This window comes from Thermomicrobiales bacterium (assembly GCA_041390825.1).
In the GTDB taxonomy this organism is placed as follows: Bacteria; Chloroflexota; Chloroflexia; order Thermomicrobiales; family UBA6265; genus JAMLHN01.
Genome location: JAWKPF010000017.1, coordinates 54,086 through 70,897, shown reverse-complemented (window position 1 = coordinate 70,897; position 16,812 = coordinate 54,086). Strand labels below are relative to the sequence as shown.

General features: G+C 61.2%; 15 protein-coding genes and 3 tRNA genes. 8 read left to right on the top strand and 10 right to left on the bottom strand.

Annotated features, from left to right (window positions below):
• Positions 1–35 precede the first annotated feature (35 nt).
• Together R2855_10915 and R2855_10910 are read left to right on the top strand one after the other, a co-directional pair.
• Positions 36–112: transfer RNA gene (locus R2855_10915), tRNA-Pro, on the top strand.
• Positions 113–121: 9 nt separating this feature from the next.
• Positions 122–194 (top strand) — tRNA-Gly (locus R2855_10910).
• Positions 195–257: 63 nt separating this feature from the next.
• Here the strand turns inward: R2855_10910 and R2855_10905 are convergent.
• The gene (locus R2855_10905; GenBank protein ID MEZ4531521.1) at positions 258–2,090 is read right to left on the bottom strand and encodes a chloride channel protein; all 1,833 of its coding nucleotides are present in this window, start codon (positions 2,088–2,090) and stop codon (positions 258–260) included.
• Between the two features lie 318 nt (positions 2,091–2,408).
• On the opposite strand from R2855_10905, the gene R2855_10900 reads away from it, so the two are divergent.
• The 5 genes from R2855_10900 (at position 2,409) to R2855_10880 (ending at position 5,113) form a co-directional block, all read left to right on the top strand.
• Positions 2,409–3,431, top strand: coding sequence for a succinylglutamate desuccinylase/aspartoacylase family protein (locus tag R2855_10900; GenBank protein ID MEZ4531520.1), 1,023 nt, complete (start codon positions 2,409–2,411; stop codon positions 3,429–3,431).
• 257 nt (positions 3,432–3,688) lie between these two features.
• Positions 3,689–4,132 carry a VOC family protein gene (locus R2855_10895; GenBank protein MEZ4531519.1) on the top strand — a complete coding sequence of 148 codons (444 nt, stop codon included), beginning with the start codon at positions 3,689–3,691 and terminating at the stop codon, positions 4,130–4,132.
• A 215-nt stretch (positions 4,133–4,347) separates the two neighbouring features.
• Positions 4,348–4,419: transfer RNA gene (locus R2855_10890), tRNA-Ile, on the top strand.
• A 58-nt stretch (positions 4,420–4,477) separates the two neighbouring features.
• Complete coding sequence (gene rsfS, locus R2855_10885) at positions 4,478–4,861, top strand: ribosome silencing factor (GenBank protein ID MEZ4531518.1); 384 nt, start codon at positions 4,478–4,480, stop codon at positions 4,859–4,861.
• Between the two features lie 63 nt (positions 4,862–4,924).
• Entirely contained in the window at positions 4,925–5,113 is a 189-nt protein-coding gene (locus tag R2855_10880; GenBank protein MEZ4531517.1) for a hypothetical protein, read from the top strand.
• A gap of 6 nt (positions 5,114–5,119) precedes the next feature.
• Here the strand turns inward: R2855_10880 and R2855_10875 are convergent, their stop codons facing one another.
• Together R2855_10875 and glyA are read right to left on the bottom strand one after the other, a co-directional pair.
• Complete coding sequence (locus R2855_10875; GenBank protein MEZ4531516.1) at positions 5,120–6,157, bottom strand: MraY family glycosyltransferase; 1,038 nt, start codon at positions 6,155–6,157, stop codon at positions 5,120–5,122.
• Positions 6,158–6,195: 38 nt separating this feature from the next.
• Positions 6,196–7,452: a serine hydroxymethyltransferase gene (gene glyA / locus R2855_10870; protein ID MEZ4531515.1), complete on the bottom strand. Its 1,257-nt coding sequence runs from the start codon at positions 7,450–7,452 to the stop codon at positions 6,196–6,198.
• Between the two features lie 121 nt (positions 7,453–7,573).
• Here glyA and galE point away from each other — a divergent pair, with 121 nt between their 5' ends.
• Positions 7,574–8,554 (top strand): UDP-glucose 4-epimerase GalE, encoded by a 981-nt coding sequence (gene galE / locus R2855_10865; protein ID MEZ4531514.1) that lies wholly within the window; start codon positions 7,574–7,576, stop codon positions 8,552–8,554.
• Positions 8,555–8,673: 119 nt separating this feature from the next.
• Here the strand turns inward: galE and der are convergent, their stop codons facing one another.
• The 7 genes from der to R2855_10830 form a co-directional block, all read right to left on the bottom strand.
• Complete coding sequence (gene der / locus R2855_10860) at positions 8,674–10,023, bottom strand: ribosome biogenesis GTPase Der (protein MEZ4531513.1); 1,350 nt, start codon at positions 10,021–10,023, stop codon at positions 8,674–8,676.
• A gap of 136 nt (positions 10,024–10,159) precedes the next feature.
• The gene (gcvPA, locus tag R2855_10855) at positions 10,160–11,509 is read right to left on the bottom strand and encodes an aminomethyl-transferring glycine dehydrogenase subunit GcvPA (GenBank protein MEZ4531512.1); all 1,350 of its coding nucleotides are present in this window, start codon (positions 11,507–11,509) and stop codon (positions 10,160–10,162) included.
• 123 nt (positions 11,510–11,632) lie between these two features.
• Positions 11,633–12,025 (bottom strand): glycine cleavage system protein GcvH, encoded by a 393-nt coding sequence (gcvH, locus tag R2855_10850; GenBank protein ID MEZ4531511.1) that lies wholly within the window; start codon positions 12,023–12,025, stop codon positions 11,633–11,635.
• 37 nt (positions 12,026–12,062) lie between these two features.
• A complete protein-coding gene (gene gcvT, locus R2855_10845) occupies positions 12,063–13,190 on the bottom strand; it encodes a glycine cleavage system aminomethyltransferase GcvT (protein ID MEZ4531510.1) in 1,128 nt (375 codons plus the stop codon).
• Between the two features lie 28 nt (positions 13,191–13,218).
• Positions 13,219–14,670 (bottom strand): amidophosphoribosyltransferase, encoded by a 1,452-nt coding sequence (purF, locus tag R2855_10840; protein ID MEZ4531509.1) that lies wholly within the window; start codon positions 14,668–14,670, stop codon positions 13,219–13,221.
• A 16-nt stretch (positions 14,671–14,686) separates the two neighbouring features.
• Positions 14,687–15,241 carry an AIR synthase-related protein gene (locus R2855_10835; protein MEZ4531508.1) on the bottom strand — a complete coding sequence of 185 codons (555 nt, stop codon included), beginning with the start codon at positions 15,239–15,241 and terminating at the stop codon, positions 14,687–14,689.
• A 1,294-nt stretch (positions 15,242–16,535) separates the two neighbouring features.
• Positions 16,536–16,715 (bottom strand): hypothetical protein, encoded by a 180-nt coding sequence (locus tag R2855_10830; protein ID MEZ4531507.1) that lies wholly within the window; start codon positions 16,713–16,715, stop codon positions 16,536–16,538.
• Between the last annotated feature and the right edge of the window lie 97 nt (positions 16,716–16,812).

Genomic DNA, 16,812 nt, shown 5'->3' with positions numbered 1-16,812 from the left:
TTGCTTCCTATACTGGCTCGCGCTGCTGGCAGCAGCGGGGTGTGGCGCAGCCTGGTAGCGCGCGGCGTTTGGGACGCTGAGGTCGGAGGTTCGAGTCCTCTCACCCCGACCAGCCGACAACGCGGGGGTAACTCAGTTGGTAGAGTGCCTGCCTTCCAAGCAGGTTGTCGCGGGTTCGAGTCCCGTCCCCCGCTCCTCAGAGCACTTCCAAATGCAGTGATTTCCCCGAATGCACGTTCAGCGCGATTGCGAAGCGCCTAAGAGGGCGTTGCGCGAGCGCGCGGGGAGCGTACGGTGATTACCCGTTCGCGAACGCGCTCTTCATCGAGCGAGCGCTGCCTCGCGCGCAGAAGGTCAGTCAGCGTGATCAGTCCCATCAGGCGAGTGCGGTTGGCTGGATCGACCACCGGCATGCGGGTCAATCCGGTCGTGGCCATTCGTTCCATGACGTAGCGCAATGGCTCGTCCGGAAATGCAACGACGAAGTCGCGCTCGCAGACGTCGCCAAGCGTTTGGCCTGCCGGATGCGCGCTGAGCTGCATTTCGACCAGTTGGTGACGAGTCAGGATTCCGGCGAGTGACCCGTCGTCTTCCACAACGGGATAGAGCGCCTGGCCAAGATCGAGTCGGTCGCTTCGGAGCCGAAACCCTTCGAAGAGCTCGTCGACGGTCATCGAGGCCTTGAGCACGACGACCTCCACGCGCATGAGCTCTCGTACGAAGAGAATCTCCAGCGGATCGATGGAGTATTCCCTGGTGATGTGAAACCCGCGCCTGGCGACCTTTTCCGTGAGGATCGAGCGCTTCATGACCAGGACAGTGAATCCATGCGCCACGATGGTGGCTGCCAGCAGCGGCAGAATGAGATCGATGTCGTGGGTCAGCTCGAGGAGGAAAATGATTCCGGTGAGCGGAGCACGCATCGTTCCGCCCAGAATCGCCGCCATCCCGATCGCCGGCCAGAATCCCGGCCCCATGTCTGGCAGAACGTGAGCTTCCAGACCGCCCAATGCCCCTCCCATCATGAGCAGTGGAGCCAGGACTCCGCCCGAGGTTCCTGAACCAAGCGACACAGTCCAGATGGTCGACTTGACCAGGAGCACCCCTATGATGATCGTGCTGGTCGCCTTCCCGGCAAGCAGCTCTTCGATGACGTCGTAGCCAACCCCCAGGGCTTCAGGGAAGATGAATCCTCCAATGCCAACCACGATGCCGCCAATTGCCGGCCACCACATCCAGTGAATCGGCAGTCGGGCGAACGTGTCTTCAGCAAAGTAGACCGCGGTGGTCAACACTGCGGAGAGCGCCCCGGCCGCGATACCGGCGAAGATGCAGGCGAGCAGTACCGTCAGGCCGATGTCCGATGAATGAACGGGCGTCGGAAAGAGCGGCCCCTCCCCGAGCAATGGAACCCGGACGATCGCCGCCGTGGCGCTGGCCAACGCCACAGGAACCAAACTGCGCGGTTTCAGCTCGAAGAGCAAGAGCTCGATCGCGAGCGCGGCGGCCGCCAGCGGCGCGGAGAAGGTAGCCGACATGCCTGCGGCGGCGCCGGCGACCAGCAGCGTCTTGCGCTCGGCGCTGGTGAGATGAAAAAACTGCGCTATGAGCGATCCGACTGCGCCAGCGGTCATGATGATCGGCCCCTCGGCGCCGAACGGGCCGCCGGAGCCGATCGAGACAGCCGAGGAGACAGGTTTGAGGACAGCAACGCGCGGCTGGATCTTGCTCCCGCCAAGCAGGATGGCTTCGATTGCCTCGGGAATGCCGTGCCCGCGAATCCGTTCAGAGCCAAAACGCGCCATGATCCCGACGATCAAGGCGCCGATGACTGGGATGACGATGATGGCTGGACCCAGATTCGAATCGGCTGGGGATGCCGGCTGAATGCTCAGCCGTCCGAAGAAAAAAAGGTTGGTGAAAAACTCGATGAGACGCAAGAGCAGCAACGCGAGGACCGCGCCGATTGCGCCGAGGCAAATGGCGATAGCTGACAAGACGATGAGACGACGCGTGGTCGTGAAATCACCGAGAACGTGACGGTCGACGGCTTGCGGAGAGGCAGCGCCCTCCGAGAGCGTTCGGGACATGACTATTCGACTCCGTTGGGGAAAAGAGCGCTTCAGGCTTTTGCGCCACATCCATCGTACTACGACGAGGCGTCGCTCGCCGGAGGAAATCACCACGAAGCGGATTGTTTTGGCGTCCGCTTGGCTCGGCGAAGCCAGCGGAATCATCATCACGCCGGAGAAATCGAGCGATCATCGTGGTCGAGGGAAGTGGTATCGCAACTGTTGGGGATCCGTGAGCACGAGATGATGAGGCTGAGCGGCGATGGTGCACGAAGTTCAGTACACTCACGCAGCGCCCACGCGCCACGGCCCTTGGATTAGCACGATAGGGAGCACATGCAACCCCCTTCTGTGACCTCGTCGATCGATCTTTCCGCAAGCGGCAAGCAGATAGGCCGACTTCGCTATCCGAAGATCACGAACAACGGAGGTTGGGCGTACGATCTCGTTCCAATTGCGACGATTGCGAACGGCGACGGGCCAACCGTGTTGGTCAGCGGCGGAAATCACGGGAACGAATACGAGGGGCAGATTGCGTGTCTGCGTCTCATCGACGAAATCGATGCGGACCAAGTCACGGGTCGTCTGATCATCGTGCCGGTCATCTCACGCGAAGCGGCCTGGGCAAGCACCAGACTCTGGCCCTCGGGCGCGAACTTCAACCGCTCCTTCCCCGGCAGACCAGACGGTGGTCCACACGAACAACTGGCCGACTTTTTCACCCGTGTACTCTTCCCGATGTCGGATGTTGTGATCGACCTGCATTCTGGCGGCAATGCCTTCTGGTTCCTTCCCTGTTCCCATATGCATGTGGTGGAAGATCCCGCGCAGCGAAAGGCCATGCTCGACGGCATGCTGGCCTGGAACAGCGATCATCACTTTCTCTACATCGACGTAAACGGTTCCGGGCTTCTGCCGGTCGAAGCCGAGAACATGGGCAAGACGGTGATCACCACCGAACTGGGTGGTGGTGGACGTGTGCCAGCGTATGTTCACCAGTTGGCCTGGAGCGGCTTGACCAATGTCCTGCGGCATGTCGGTGTCCTGCAGGGTGAGGTGTTGACACGGGAATCACTGGGCCTGGAGCCGGCTGTGATCATCGATGGCCGAGATCCCGCGAATTACGTCAATACTGATGAGCCCGGCTTTTGGGAAAACCTGTTGGAGCCGGGCGATCCGGTGCGGGCGGGCGACCCGGTCGGCCGACTCTGGTTCCCGGACCAACCGGAACGCGGCGCGCAGGTGTTCACGGCGCCGGTCGACGGAGTGCTCGTGGTGGTGCGTGCGATGACTCCGACGCTGGCCGGAGACAGTGTCTTCGTAACGGGGCAACCGATCGAAGCCTCGGCGCTCCGTTAGCTCGTCGCTTCAGAAGCGTCGTCCGAATCCCCGGCACAGCAAGACGCGGATACCCTGGTCAGTGGCGGGCAACGTCCTCTGTCCCGGCTCGTGAAGCGATCCGGTGGTTCGAGTTTCCACAAGCGGCTACGTGCCTGCAGCCTCGACTTCTTGCGATAAATCCGGGGTCCCTGAGTGTCGAATTCGCGCTTGCTGGAACGACGAATTGTCAAAGCCGGGATGGTCCCGGTGAGGATCAGGACGCACGGGAGCGCAACATGGCATCAGTGAGCACATATCTCAACTTCGACGGGAAAACCGAGGAAGCATTCGAGTTCTACAAGTCCGTTTTCGGCACTGAGTACATTGGCCAGATCTTTCGCATGGGTGACATGCCGGCTCAGGAGGGAATGCCGCCGGTTCCAGAGCACCTGAAGCGTTTGGTCATGAACGTGCAGCTCCCGATACTCGGAGGCCATATCCTGATGGGCACCGACACCGTGGCGGAGTGGGGACATGCGCTGAAGCCCGGGAACAACGTCTTCATCGTGCTTCACCCGGACTCCCGCGCCGCAGCGGATGCGTTGTTTGCCGCACTCAGCGACGGCGGAACAGTGCAAATGCCGATGGCCGACCAGTTCTGGGGCGACTACTTCGGTGACTGCGTCGACAAGTTCGGTGTTCAGTGGATGATTTCATATACCCCCCAAGTAGCCGGTTGATTTCGGATCAGGCCGCGAAGCAGCCGGGATCGTCACGAGGGCGACCGGCGAGACGAGCGTGACCACCTGAGAAATAGGGACGAACCGGCGATCCAGCGTTGGCCGATGTTGCTCGGTTGGCGGGAAGGGCTGTCGAGTGCTTCGAACGCGCCATATGGCCCAGTGGGGCCGAATGCGTGTACCATCGCCATATGCTGCGTCATGTGCTGCGCAGGGGGCCTGTAGCTCAGTGGTAGAGCACGGGGCTCATAACCCCAGGGTCGCGGGTTCGAATCCTGCCGGGCCCACCTGATGCACAGGCGTTGCGTTCGTCCAATTCGTGCGACTTGATACAGGGATGATTGTTTGACCGATACTGCACTGGCAACCCCCACGGACGTGCGCGATTCCGCCCGTGATCTGGCCCTCCGCATCGCCGAGATTCTTGCGGATACACCCGCATCGGATACGGTGGTGCTCGATATTCGTGGTCTTTCCACCTTCTCGGATTTCTTCGTGATCTGTTCCGGAGAGAACGAACGGCAACTGCGTGCAATCGCGGAGAAGCTGCAGGAAGAACTTCGCGAGGAAGGCGTGCGGCCGCAGCGTGTGGAGGGCACGCCGCGCTCAGGATGGATCGTGCTCGACTACAACGATGCGATCGTCCACGTCTTTGACAGAGATCTGCGCGATTTCTATAGAATGGAGCGACTTTGGGCCGAAGCACCCCGGCTTCTGGCGATTCAGTAGCGATCTCGCGTTGCCGCCGACGCGGATCAACGGTGATTTGAAACGACAAAGGGTGAGATCTTCGTGAAGAATGAGCGGAATCAGATCTCGTTTCTCCTCCCGTTCCTCCTCGGCGCGCTGGTGGGCGGTGCGGCCGGCGCGGTTTTCGGTGTGCTCCTTGCGCCCTACGTTGCCTCAGTGAGATCGCTTGCCGGCAAGGCGCTTCGCCGCGGCGGATCTAGCCAGCCGAAGTTCGAGCTCCTGCTCCAATAGCCAGACTCAGTTCGGCGAGCGAAACCCGGGGCGTCCTACTGTCAGAAGCAAAACGGCGGCCAGCGCAAGCATGGCGCCGAGTTTTGCTTCCTTGCTGGGCAGCAGGAGTGAGAGCACCCCAAAAAAGAGCGAGACCCCTCCCACAAACCCGACGATCCTGCCGACACTCCAGCCCCGCGCGAGCAGGCGATGATGCAGGTGGGACTTGTCCCCCGTTGCGATTGGCTGACCTCGGGCAGCGCGCGCAACCGTCACCCACACCAGGTCCAGCAGGGGCAACCCGAGAACCAGCAGCGCGGTCGCAAGTTTGGCGCCACCGACGATCGAGATCGCTGCGATCGTTAGGCCGAGAAAGTTCGAACCTGCGTCTCCCAGTGTGATCCTGGCCGGAAACCAGTTGAATGGCAGGAACCCCAGCACCGCCGCGCCGAGCACGAGCGGCAGGATCGATATGGTGAATTGCGGGTCCGCCCTCGGCCAGAAATACGTGTGAAGGAACAAGACAATCGCGGCCACGAGGGTGACGGTTGGCGCCAGACCATCGATCCCATCGATCCAGTTGATCGCGTTCATCATCGCTACGAACCAGAAAATCGTGACGACGACGGCAACCGGCAAGGCCAGCGTGACCGTGCCGAACATCGGAGCGTTGAACTGGTCGATGGCAATGCCGTGGAATGCGTTGCGGAGACGCGGCAGGATCATGATCGCGGCAACTGCGATCTGAATCCCGAGCTTTGTTCTTGGCGCAAGCCCCACGGCATCGTCCAGCAGCATGAAGAGCGTAATCGCCGCACCTGCCAGGCAAATGAGCGCGATTCGCTCGACCTCGATCGGGAATCGATTGATTGGCAGCGCGAAACTCACCGCAACGCCAAACCAAAATGCGATCGCGACCGCAATCCCCCCAATGCGCGGCGCGGGAACCCCTGAGCGGTTGACGATGGCAAGTTGACGCCCGATGGGAATTGCGCGCCAGACCAGGAACGCCGACAGTGCGGAGACCGAACAAAAGAGCAGCACGGCTATCTGGGCGTGGCTCATCGGTCGCCTCTCGATGATTTCAGGTGAACGCTAGTCGATCAGGCGGGAACTCCGGGCAACGGGAACCTGCGCGACACGGATCGAACCTCTTCTTCCGCGCGCGCCAGCATCGCCTCGTCCTCGGGCTGCTGCAGCACGTCGACGATCATGTTCGCCACCCATCGCGATTCGTCCACGCCGAACCCGCGAGTGGTCACGGCGGGGCTGCCAACGCGAATACCGCTTGCCTGGGTCGGCGGACGCGGATCGCCGGGGATCGTGTTCTTGTTCACCGTAATCCCGACTCTGTCGAGCGCTTTCTCGGCTTGCTTTCCGCTCAACCCGACCGTGTCCACGTCCAGCAACAGAAGGTGGGAATCGGTCCCGCCGGAAATGACCTTCATTCCACGTTCGATGAATGTATCCGACATCGCAGCGGCGTTTTCGATCACTTGCCGCGCGTACACCTTGTACTCGGGGGAAAGCGCTTCACGGAACGCGACTGCCTTTCCCGCAATGACATGCATGAGCGGACCGCCTTGCAGCCCAGGGAAGATCGTCTTGTCTATCTTCTTGCCGAATTCCTCGCTCGTCATGATCATGCCCCCGCGCGGACCGCGCAACGTCTTGTGCGTGGTGGTGGTCGTCACATGAGCGTAGGGAATCGACGTCGGCAGCAGGCCAGCGGCGATCAAACCGGCCGGATGCGCGATGTCCGCAAACAGATACGCGCCAACTTCGTCGGCAATTTCGCGGAATCGCCTGTAGTCGAGCGCACGACTGTACGCGCTGGCGCCAGCAATAATCGCCCGTGGGCGAACCTCCTTGGCGCGCGCTTCCACAACGTCATAGTCGATCAATCCGGTCTCCTGGTCGACGCCATAGAAATGGGCATCGAAGAGCCTTCCGGAGAAGTTCACGGCGAGCCCATGCGTGAGGTGGCCACCCTCCGCCAGGCTGAGCCCGAGGATCTTGTCTCCTGGATCGATTAGCGCCAGATATGCGCCCAGGTTGGCGTTCGCGCCGGAATGCGGCTGCACGTTGATGTGTTCGGCGCCGAACAGTTCCTGTGCCCGCTCGATGGCCAGCGTTTCGACGACGTCGACATACTCGCAACCGCCGTAATAGCGCTTCCCGGGATATCCCTCCGCGTACTTGTTGGTAAGGACGCTGCCGACAGCTCGCAGCACGGCGGCAGAGACGAAGTTCTCAGAGGCGATCAGTTCGATGCCATGACGCTGACGTTCCTCTTCATGACGGATTGCGTCTGCGACTTCAGGGTCAGCGGCCAGCACATCGATTGCGGTAGTAACCATGAGCGCCTTTCAGGGTAGTCGATCGAACCAGGGGAAAGCAGATTCGGGCGAGTGCATTGTACCATCGGGCTTTCGGCGCTCCGCGTTTGCGTAGAGCGCGGCCTGACGATCGAATGGAGAGATGATGCGCGTGTTCGTGACCGGAGGAGCCGGATATATCGGCAGTGTCGGTGTGGAAAAGCTGATCGACGCGGGCCACGAGGTGGTTGTGCTGGACAACATGCGCACCGGTCAGCCGGCGTCGATCGAACCGGCGGCCACCGTCGTCAAGGGCGATCTGCGCAATGCCGCCGAACTGAACGCAATTGTGGCGGATGCACGGCCCGATGCCGTGATGCACTTCGCTGCTGCCACGATCGTTCCCGAGTCGGTTGCCAAACCCGATCTCTACTACGGCATCAACATGGTTGGCGGTTACAACTTGCTGGAGGCAGCTCGCGCGGCCGGTGTGAATCGTTTCATCATCTCATCGACCGCGGCTGTTTACGGAGCACCAGCCGAAATCCCGATTCTCGAAACTACAGCCAAGCAGCCAGTCTCCCCATATGGCCTGTCCAAGCTGATGTTCGAGCAGATGCTCGAAGCGTACGCAACCGCGTACGCTACCCGCTGGATCGCATTCCGGTATTTCAATGTTGCCGGGGCAACCAAGAAGCATGGCGAGGACCATCGGCCGGAGACCCATCTGATCCCGAATGCGCTCATGGCGGTGGCCGGGCGCCGTCCACCACTCGATGTTTTTGGCACCGACTATCCCACTCCCGATGGCACAGCGATCCGCGACTACGTGCATGTCGAGGACCTGATCGATGCGCACATTCTTGGCCTCGACCACATCGATGATGTGTCCGGGCCGTTCAATCTCGGCACGACCAACGGCGCGAGCGTGGCGCAGGTGATCGACGCGGTCGAAGCGGTGACCGACAAGCCCGTGCCGCGAAACTATCATGGGCGCCGAGCCGGCGATCCGCCGATTCTGATCGCCGATGCCGAGCGAGCGCGCCGAGAACTCGGCTGGAATCCGCATCGATCGACACTCGACCAGATGATCGGCAGTGCCTGGGACTGGATGCAGCGCTATCCGGATGGATACCCGTCCTGAGAAGCGTAGGCAGATCTGCCCGGCAAGCCCAACGGTAACAGCTCTCCCGGCGGCCGTTCGAGTCGTGTTTCTGGGGATCGGCGGCCGGGCGAAATGGTCAGGGGACTCTGAGCTCGAGGTTACAGATCGGCATCATCGCGGCCGCGGAAACTGATCCGGATTGGGGTTCCGGTGAACGAGAACTGTTCACGGAGCTGGTTCTCGATGTACCGCCGGTAGCTGAAGTGAATCGCCTTCGGATCTGAGCAGAAGAAGACGAACCTGGGCGGTTCGATATCCACCTGCGTCCCGTAGTAGAACTTGATTGGCTTGCCGGACTTGCTCGACGGCGGATGATTGGCCACTGCTTCTCGCAGCATCTTGTTCAGGGCCGCGGTAGGAATGCGCTTCTTGCGCTCCTTGACGACCTCCAGCGCGAGATCGAGCACCTGGTGGACTCGCTGCCCATATTTCGCAGAAATGAACGCTATGGGCGCGTATGGCACGAAGACGAGCTCTTTGGCCGCCAACGCGTGGTACTCGTCCATCGTGTAGGTGTCCTTTTCGATCAGGTCCCACTTATTGACGACGACGACGATACCCTTCTTCTGCTCTTCGACGTACCCGGCGATGTGCAGATCCTGCGCGGTGAAGGGCTCGGTCGCATCGACCACCATCAGGACGACGTCCGACCGGTCGATGGCCCGCATCGAACGCAGCACGCTGTACTGCTCGATGCCAGTCTCGACGCGGCCCCGACGACGAATTCCGGCCGTGTCGATCAAGGTGACTGGCGATCCATTCCACTCGAGGTGGGTGTCGAGCGAATCTCGTGTGGTGCCAGGGACATCACTCACGATTGCGCGTTCCTGGCCGAGGAGCGCGTTCACCAGGCGGCTCTTGCCAACATTTGGACGTCCCACGATGGCGATGTTCGGGCCTTCGAACTCGATCTCGTCCTCGTCAGAATGCGGCAGCGCTTCGACGATGGCATCGAGCAGATCGCCAGTTCCCGTTCCATGGAGCGCTGACAGCGCGATTGGCTCTCCAAGACCGAGCTCGTAGAACTCGAAGACCGAATCGCGCCGCTCGAGGTTGTCGGCTTTGTTCGCGCCGAGAATCGTCGGCTTGTCGGTGCGGCGTAGCAGATCCGCCACCTCATAGTCACCTGAGGTGAGACCGTTCTTGGAGTCGACCATGAAGACGATGACATCAGCTTCGGAGATTGCACTGCGAGCCTGATCGCGGGTGCGGCGAGCGATTTCCGCAACGCTCGACGCTTCGATCTCCTCTTCGTCCTGCAATCCGCCGGTGTCGACGAGCGTGAACTCGAGTCCGCGCCAGTCGGTAGTGCCGTAGACACGGTCGCGCGTGGTGCCCGGCTCGTCCTCGACAATGGCAACCCGCTCGCCAATCAGGCGGTTGAACAGCGCGGACTTGCCGACGTTTGGACGGCCGACGATGGCTACGATTGGCTTGGCCACGGTCACTTACCTCGACTTCGTTCTCGAAGCCGCCGGTTCGCGGCCGAAATCGGCGCGCGCCCCACAACATCGCGACATATCAAAAAGACCGGCCTCCACGTGGCCGGCAGCGCCGGAAGTATACGTCACGGTCCTGCCGAGATCAGACGACGACCGACCCAACGATTTCGACGAACCGGTCCATGCCATCGATCGATGTGAGCTCGGTGGTCGCGATGAGGAGCGAATTCACCAGCGACTCATCGACATTGCCCAGGTCGTATCCGCCGATGATTCCTGCCTCCAACAGAGCCGCGTTGATGACGGCCGCCGGAACCGGAGTCGTCAGGGTGAACTCATTGAAGAACTCGCCACCGTTGGCAATCGAAACACCCGGAATCTTTGCAAGCCGATCCGCCAGATAGTGGGCATTGTTGTACGACGCCCGGCCGATCTCCCGGAAGCCCTCCGGGCCGAGCAACGACATGTAGATCGTCGCCGCAGTTGCCATCAAGCCCTGGTTGGTGCAGATATTGCTGGTGGCCTTCTCACGACGGATATGCTGCTCGCGTGTCTGCAATGCCAGCACATACCCGCGCTTGCCTTCCGAATCGGTGGTCATTCCCACCAGCCGTCCAGGCAACTGCCGCACGAATTCCTGTTTCGTCGCGAGCAAACCGACGTATGGGCCTCCGAAACTCTGCGCCACACCGAGCGACTGCCCCTCGGCGGTCACGAAATCGGCATCGAATGCGCCCGGTGGCTTGAGCAGCGACAAGGGGACGGGATAGGTCGCCACGATGAGATAGGCTCCGGCATCGTGCACGGCCTGGGATATCGCTGCCAGGTCTTCGATCGTCCCAAAGAAGTTCGGATACTGGACAACGACCGCGGCGGTGTTTTCATCGATCGCAGCGGAGATCTCCGCTGCGGTGGTCGCCAGTCCATTCGATGGCAGTGGCAGCGTAGCCATCTCAAAGGTGGCACCGGCCGAATAGCTTTCGATCACCTCGAGATAGTTTGGGTGGATCGTGCCGCTGATGAGGACCTTGTCCTTCTTCTTGGCGGCAGTCACCGCCATGTGCACTGCTTCGGCCAGGGCAGTGGCGCCGTCGTACATCGATGCGTTTGCCACATCCATGTCGAAGAGGGCGGCAATCAGCGACTGGAACTCATAGATGATCTGCAACGTTCCCTGCGCGACTTCTGGCTGGTAGGGCGTGTAGGCCGTGAACAGCTCACCGCGCAACAGCAGCTGCGAAACGGCAGCCGGGGAGTAGTGCCGGTATGAGCCGGCGCCCAGGAATGAATCGGCTCCGTTGGGAATCAGGTTCTTCGCCGCGAGTCTGTCGAGATAGGCCGCTGCCTCCATCTCGGTCAGCCGTGGGGGGAGATCGAGCGTCGGGCGTCGCACGTCTGCCGGAATTGGCTCGAAGAGCTCGGAGAGATCGTCGATTCCGATCACCGCGAGCATTTCGCTGCGGTCCTCAGCCGTGTGAGGATTGAAGGCCATGTGGTTCTCGATCCTTTTGCTGAACGATGCGTACGAAAAAACTACCCAACTGATGGCGGCGATGCGCTCGAGCAGTCAGCGATTCACCGATGCTCGGTCCCGCCTGATCCCTTCCAGGAAGAACTAGTGCCCGGCTTCGCTTTCGAGGAACTCGTCATAGGCGATGGCATCCATCAGCGCGTCGAGATCGGCGGCATCGGCCACCTTGACCTTGATGAGCCAGGCGTCTCCGAACGGGGACTGATTGACCAGTTCCGGCGCGTTCACGGCATTCTCGTTGCGCTCGATCACCTCGCCGCCGACCGGGGCATAGATGTCGGACGCAGCCTTGACCGATTCCACGACACCCAGCGGCTCTCCCGCCGTGACGGTGTCGCCGACGTCTGGCAACTCGAGGTAGGTGATGTCGCCAAGTTCACTTTGCGCATGATCGGCGAGACCAATGGTGGCAACATCGCCATCGACTCGCACCCATTCGTGCGACTTGGAGTATTTGAGATCGGCAGGTGATGACACGATTTTTCTTCTCCCCTCGAGTGTCTTCGACAGCGAGCTAGCTTCGCTCGCGCTTATAGAACGGAGTCTTTACCTGAACCGCCGGAACGGCGCGATCGCGAATGATGACATCGATTGGCTTGCCAACACCGGCGATATCCGCATCGACAAGGCCCAATCCGATGTTTTGCTCGAGCGTGGGCGAAAACGCGCCGCTCGTGACGTGGCCGACGACTTTGCCATCCACAGCCAATTCACAGTGCGAGCGTGGCGCGCCAGAGCGTACTTCGATCACGAACCCGATCGTCTTGCGTGGAACTCCGGCTTCTTTCTGGGCTACCAGTTTGTCGCGACCGATGAAATCGCCTTTGTTCAGCTTTACGGCCCAGCCGAGTCCGGCTTCGAGCGGAGTGATCTGATCGTCCATCTCATTGCCGTAGAGTGGCATGCGTGCTTCGAGCCGCAACGTGTCGCGAGCGCCAAGTCCGATGGCCTCGAGACCAAACGGCTGGCCGGCTTCGTAAACCGCGTCCCAGATGGCGCCGATATCGTCGATGCTGCTGTAGATCTCGAATCCATCCTCACCGGTGTAGCCGGTGCGGGCCAGCCGCACGGGAATCCCGTTGATGGCATTCGGCATCCAGGCGAAGTAGTCGAGCTTTGAAATTGGGTTGGCCACAAGTGGCGCCATGATCGCCTCTGACTCGGGGCCCTGAATTGCGATCATGCCGGTCTTGTCAGAAATGTCCGTGACTGTCACGTCCAGGTCGTCTCGCTCGGCGGCCCATCGCTGCATCCATGCGACGTCCTTGTCCTTGTTGGACGCGTTCACACAGACGAAGTAGCCCTCCCCTTCGTTTGGGCGATAGACGATGATGTCGTCCACCACGCCGCCATCTTCATTTGTGAGAAGAGCGTAGATCGCTTTGCCGGGCTCGAGCACCGAGATGTCGTTGCTCGCGACATATTGCATGAACGGGAGCGAGTCCGGTCCGGTCACCTCGACCTGGCCCATGTGGCCGAGATCGAAAAGACCAGCCTTGGTGCGAACCAGCCGGTGCTCATGAAGGATTCCCGCATACTGCACCGGCATCATCCAGCCAGCGAACGGAATCAGCCGCGCGCCAAGCGCCACATGCCGGTCGTAAAGCGGCGTGTACAAGACCTCGGTTTCGGTTTCGGTCAACGAATCTCCCCGTTTCCTCTTTGGAGCGTCAGGCCAGAAGTGCTTCTCGCTCGAGTACCAGCTTGTTCATATCCATTTCGAGCTGCACCGGTATCGGATAGTTCCCCGTCAGACAGCCGGTGCAGAAGCCTCCCCCGGGCGCATCGATCGCCCGCAGGAGTCCTTCGAGGGAAAGATACCCAATCGAGTCAGCGCCGATGTGCTTGCCAATCTCCTCGACGGTCATGCGCGCCGCGATGAGCTCCTCTCGCCGCGCAAGGTCGACACCCAGATAGCACGGCCACATCATTGGCGGCGCATGCACCCGCATGTGGACTTCCCTGGCGCCAGCGCTGCGGAGCAGATTGACGATTGGCCGGCTGGTGGTCCCGCGCACGATCGTGTCGTCGACCAGCACCACCCGCTTGCCTTCGAGCACCTCGGGCAATGCATTGAACTTGAGCGAGACGCCGATATCGCGCAAGCGCTGGTCAGGCTGAATGAACGTCCGGCCGATATAGCGGTTCTTGATCAAGCCCTCGCCGTACGGAATGCCGGATTGCTTGGCGTAACCGATGGCGGCAGGGGTGGCGGAATCGGGCAACCCGACAACGACGTCGGCTTCGACTGGATGCTCCTCCGAGAGAACCGCACCCATTCGTTGGCGCACCAGGTGCAAACGTTGATCGAGCAGCGTGCTGTCCGGACGGGCAAAGTAGATGAGCTCGAACAGGCAGGTGGCGTGCTTGACTTGCTCTTGCGGTCGAAACGACTGCATGCCATCTGCATCGATCTGCACGATCTCGCCCGGTTCGACCTCGCGTACGAATTCCGCGCCAACGGTCATCAACGCGCAACTCTCTGACGCGACGACCCAGTTCCCGCCCAACCTGCCGAGACAGAGTGGTCGCACGCCTTTCGGGTCGCGAACAGCGTAGAGCTTGTCTTTCGTGAGGATCACGAGGCTGTATGCGCCATTCAACCGGGGCATCGCTTGCCGCAGTTTCATCACCATGTCTTCGCCCGGTGCTAGCGCGATCAGGCGCGCGAGCACTTCGCTGTCGGTGGTGGTGACGAATCGCTCTCCACGCGCCTCGAGCTCATCTCGAAGCGCGAACGCGTTCACGATGTTGCCGTTGTGCCCGACAGCGATGGGTCCTTGCGGGCTTTCGGTCAGCATTGGGCCAGCGTTGCGTTCGCTGCTCTGGCCGGTGGTGGAGTATCGCGTATGCCCAACGGCAGCGAAGCCAGGCAGCACCGCGAGATCGTTCTCTGTAAACGCCTGGCTCACCAACCCCAGATGCGTGCGGCGATGAATGGCATGGCCATCGCTGGTTGCGATGCCGGCGCTTTCTTGCCCGCGATGCTGCAAGGCGTAGAGCCCGAAGAAGGTGATGCGCGCCACATCCTCTCCGGGACCGTAGATGCCGAAGACCCCGCATTCTTCATGCGGCTTGTCATCCAGCATGCTCCACAAATCGAACGATTCCTCGGGAATCACGCGTCGTTTTCCTATCTCAGGCAGCCCCGGAGAGGTCCGTGGGATCGAACGCCCGATCGAGTGCGGCACGAAGAGCGGATAGGTCGATAGTAGCGTGTCCGAAATCGAGCGCTTCTCCGCCGGTGGTCCCGAGCAGGGTCCAGGCTACTCCGGCATTCGAGAGCACGGATTCCAACGAACTGCTGGACGCGGGCTCACAGGTCACGATGATCTGCGAGGCTGTCTCTCCGAACCACGCCTCATCGACGCGGTTCGAACGCCTAAGTATGGCGCGACTGTCAATGACTGCGCCGCTCCCCGAGAGGACGGCCATCTTCGCGAGCGCCACTGGCAACCCGCCGAGGGCAAGGTCGTGCGCTGTGGATGTCAAACCCTGCTCGATGGCTGATCGAACGGCGGCCTGCACGGCCGATTCAGTGTCGAGATCGAGCGCCGGTGGAGTCCCGACGACCTCTCCAAACCGCAGGCTCAGGTATTCGCTGCCGCCAAGGGACGGAGCGCTGTCGCCCACAAGATAGATCGACTGGCCTGGCGTCCATTTCAGCGGTCGCGTGGCGTCGAACGTCGTCAAAGACCCCGATGACACCAACGGTCAGTTTGGTTTGATCGGCCGCGGCGGTTTCGTTGTAAAGGGAGACATTGCCTCCAACCATCGGCAATATCGAGCGCGCGGCAGGCATCGGCCAGCCCGGAGACGGCACGGTCGAGTCGATAGTAACCAGCTGGTTTCTGCGGCTACGCTGTGCCGAGCAGTTGGTGGCGCCCTGTGGCGTCGCTCCGTGAGCAGCTCACGTTTCGGCTGGCTTCGGCCACAGCATGCATGGCGCCGACATATGGATCGAGATATAAATAGCGCGGGTTACAGTCGATCGCGCTGGCGATGCCTCGCTGCGATCCTCGAGGCACCGCCGCGTTTCCCTCACCGGGAGCGACGACCGTGTTGGTCTGACTGTGTGGTCATATTGCTCATAGACCGGACGCCGAGATCCGATATTTGGAGACGCCGAGCAGCTCGAGCAGAATCCTCGCCGACGTGCCGCAATTCGATGTCGGGATGCTGGGCGCGATTTGTCCTCGCGCGCAGCGATGATCTCCGTGAGACTCCAGCCGCTGAGCGCACAGGTCGGACAGGCATCGGTGAACTCCGCCGGGACTTCGGCACGATCTCGCCGTCGTCCAGGACGCGCACCATGCTGTTGGTCACGGTGCCGATCACGGCAGAATGCAGTGACCAGCGTCTGCGATGCGATTGACTTCGTCTGCAGCTTCGGGCGTGACCACCAGCAGCATCCGCTCCTTGGCTCTCGCTCATCATGACTTCATACGGTGTCATGCCCGATTCGCGTCGGGGAACCTTGGCGACATCGATTTCCGCCCCGACTCCCCGACTGCATCTGACCGTCGAGCTGGTCAGCCCTGCCGCGCCGAGATCCTGTATGGCTACGACCGCGCCCGTTCGCAGCAGCTCGAGACAGCTCGAGAAGCAATTCCTCCAGGAACGGGTTGCCAACCTGACGACAACGACAGTAGGCTTCCGGGTCGTCGACCGACGCAAAGGTGGCTCCGTGCAGTCCGTCGCGCCCGTGTCTGCCCCTATCAGCATGATCAGATTGCCAACACCGAGGCCTTCGCGCGCACAATGCCATCGGTTGGCACGATGCCAATGCACATGGCATTGACCAACGGGTTTCCAGAGAACGACGGATCGAAAAAGACCCGCCGCCGACAGTGGGAATACCGAGACAGTTGCCAGCCGCCAATACCGGCGACGACATTCGTGAACAGGGCACTGTTTGCGGTTGATCGAGCGGCCCGAACCGCAAGGGAGTTCAGGATGGCGACCGGGCGCGCTCATGGTGAAGATGTCACGCACGATACCGCCGACGCCTGTTGCGGCCCCCTTCATAGGGTTCGACCGCGCTTGGGTGATTGTGTGACTCGACTTTGAAGACGGCAGCGAGACCGTCGCCGATGTCGATAGCGCCAGCGTTTTCGCCCGGTCCTTGCAGCACCCAGTCGGCCTTGGTCGGCAAGCGGCCGAGCATCGGGCCGGGTGTGCTTGTAGCCGCAGTGCTCGCTCCACATCGAACCGGAACATGCCAAGCTCCACGGGTGTTGGCTCGCGCGTTTCGAGCAGCTCCA

Excerpts from the sequence above, each read along its gene's own strand:
- R2855_10905 (MEZ4531521.1), bottom strand. The coding sequence starts at position 2,090 with ATGTCCCGAACGCTCTCGGAGGGCGCTGCCTCTCCGCAAGCCGTCGAC.
- R2855_10900 (MEZ4531520.1), top strand. The coding sequence starts at position 2,409 with ATGCAACCCCCTTCTGTGACCTCGTCGATCGATCTTTCCGCAAGCGGC.
- R2855_10895 (MEZ4531519.1), top strand. The coding sequence starts at position 3,689 with ATGGCATCAGTGAGCACATATCTCAACTTCGACGGGAAAACCGAGGAA.
- R2855_10875 (MEZ4531516.1), bottom strand. The coding sequence starts at position 6,157 with ATGAGCCACGCCCAGATAGCCGTGCTGCTCTTTTGTTCGGTCTCCGCA.
- glyA (MEZ4531515.1), bottom strand. The coding sequence starts at position 7,452 with ATGGTTACTACCGCAATCGATGTGCTGGCCGCTGACCCTGAAGTCGCA.
- galE (MEZ4531514.1), top strand. The coding sequence starts at position 7,574 with ATGATGCGCGTGTTCGTGACCGGAGGAGCCGGATATATCGGCAGTGTC.
- gcvPA (MEZ4531512.1), bottom strand. The coding sequence starts at position 11,509 with ATGGCCTTCAATCCTCACACGGCTGAGGACCGCAGCGAAATGCTCGCG.
- R2855_10830 (MEZ4531507.1), bottom strand. The coding sequence starts at position 16,715 with ATGCTCGGCCGCTTGCCGACCAAGGCCGACTGGGTGCTGCAAGGACCG.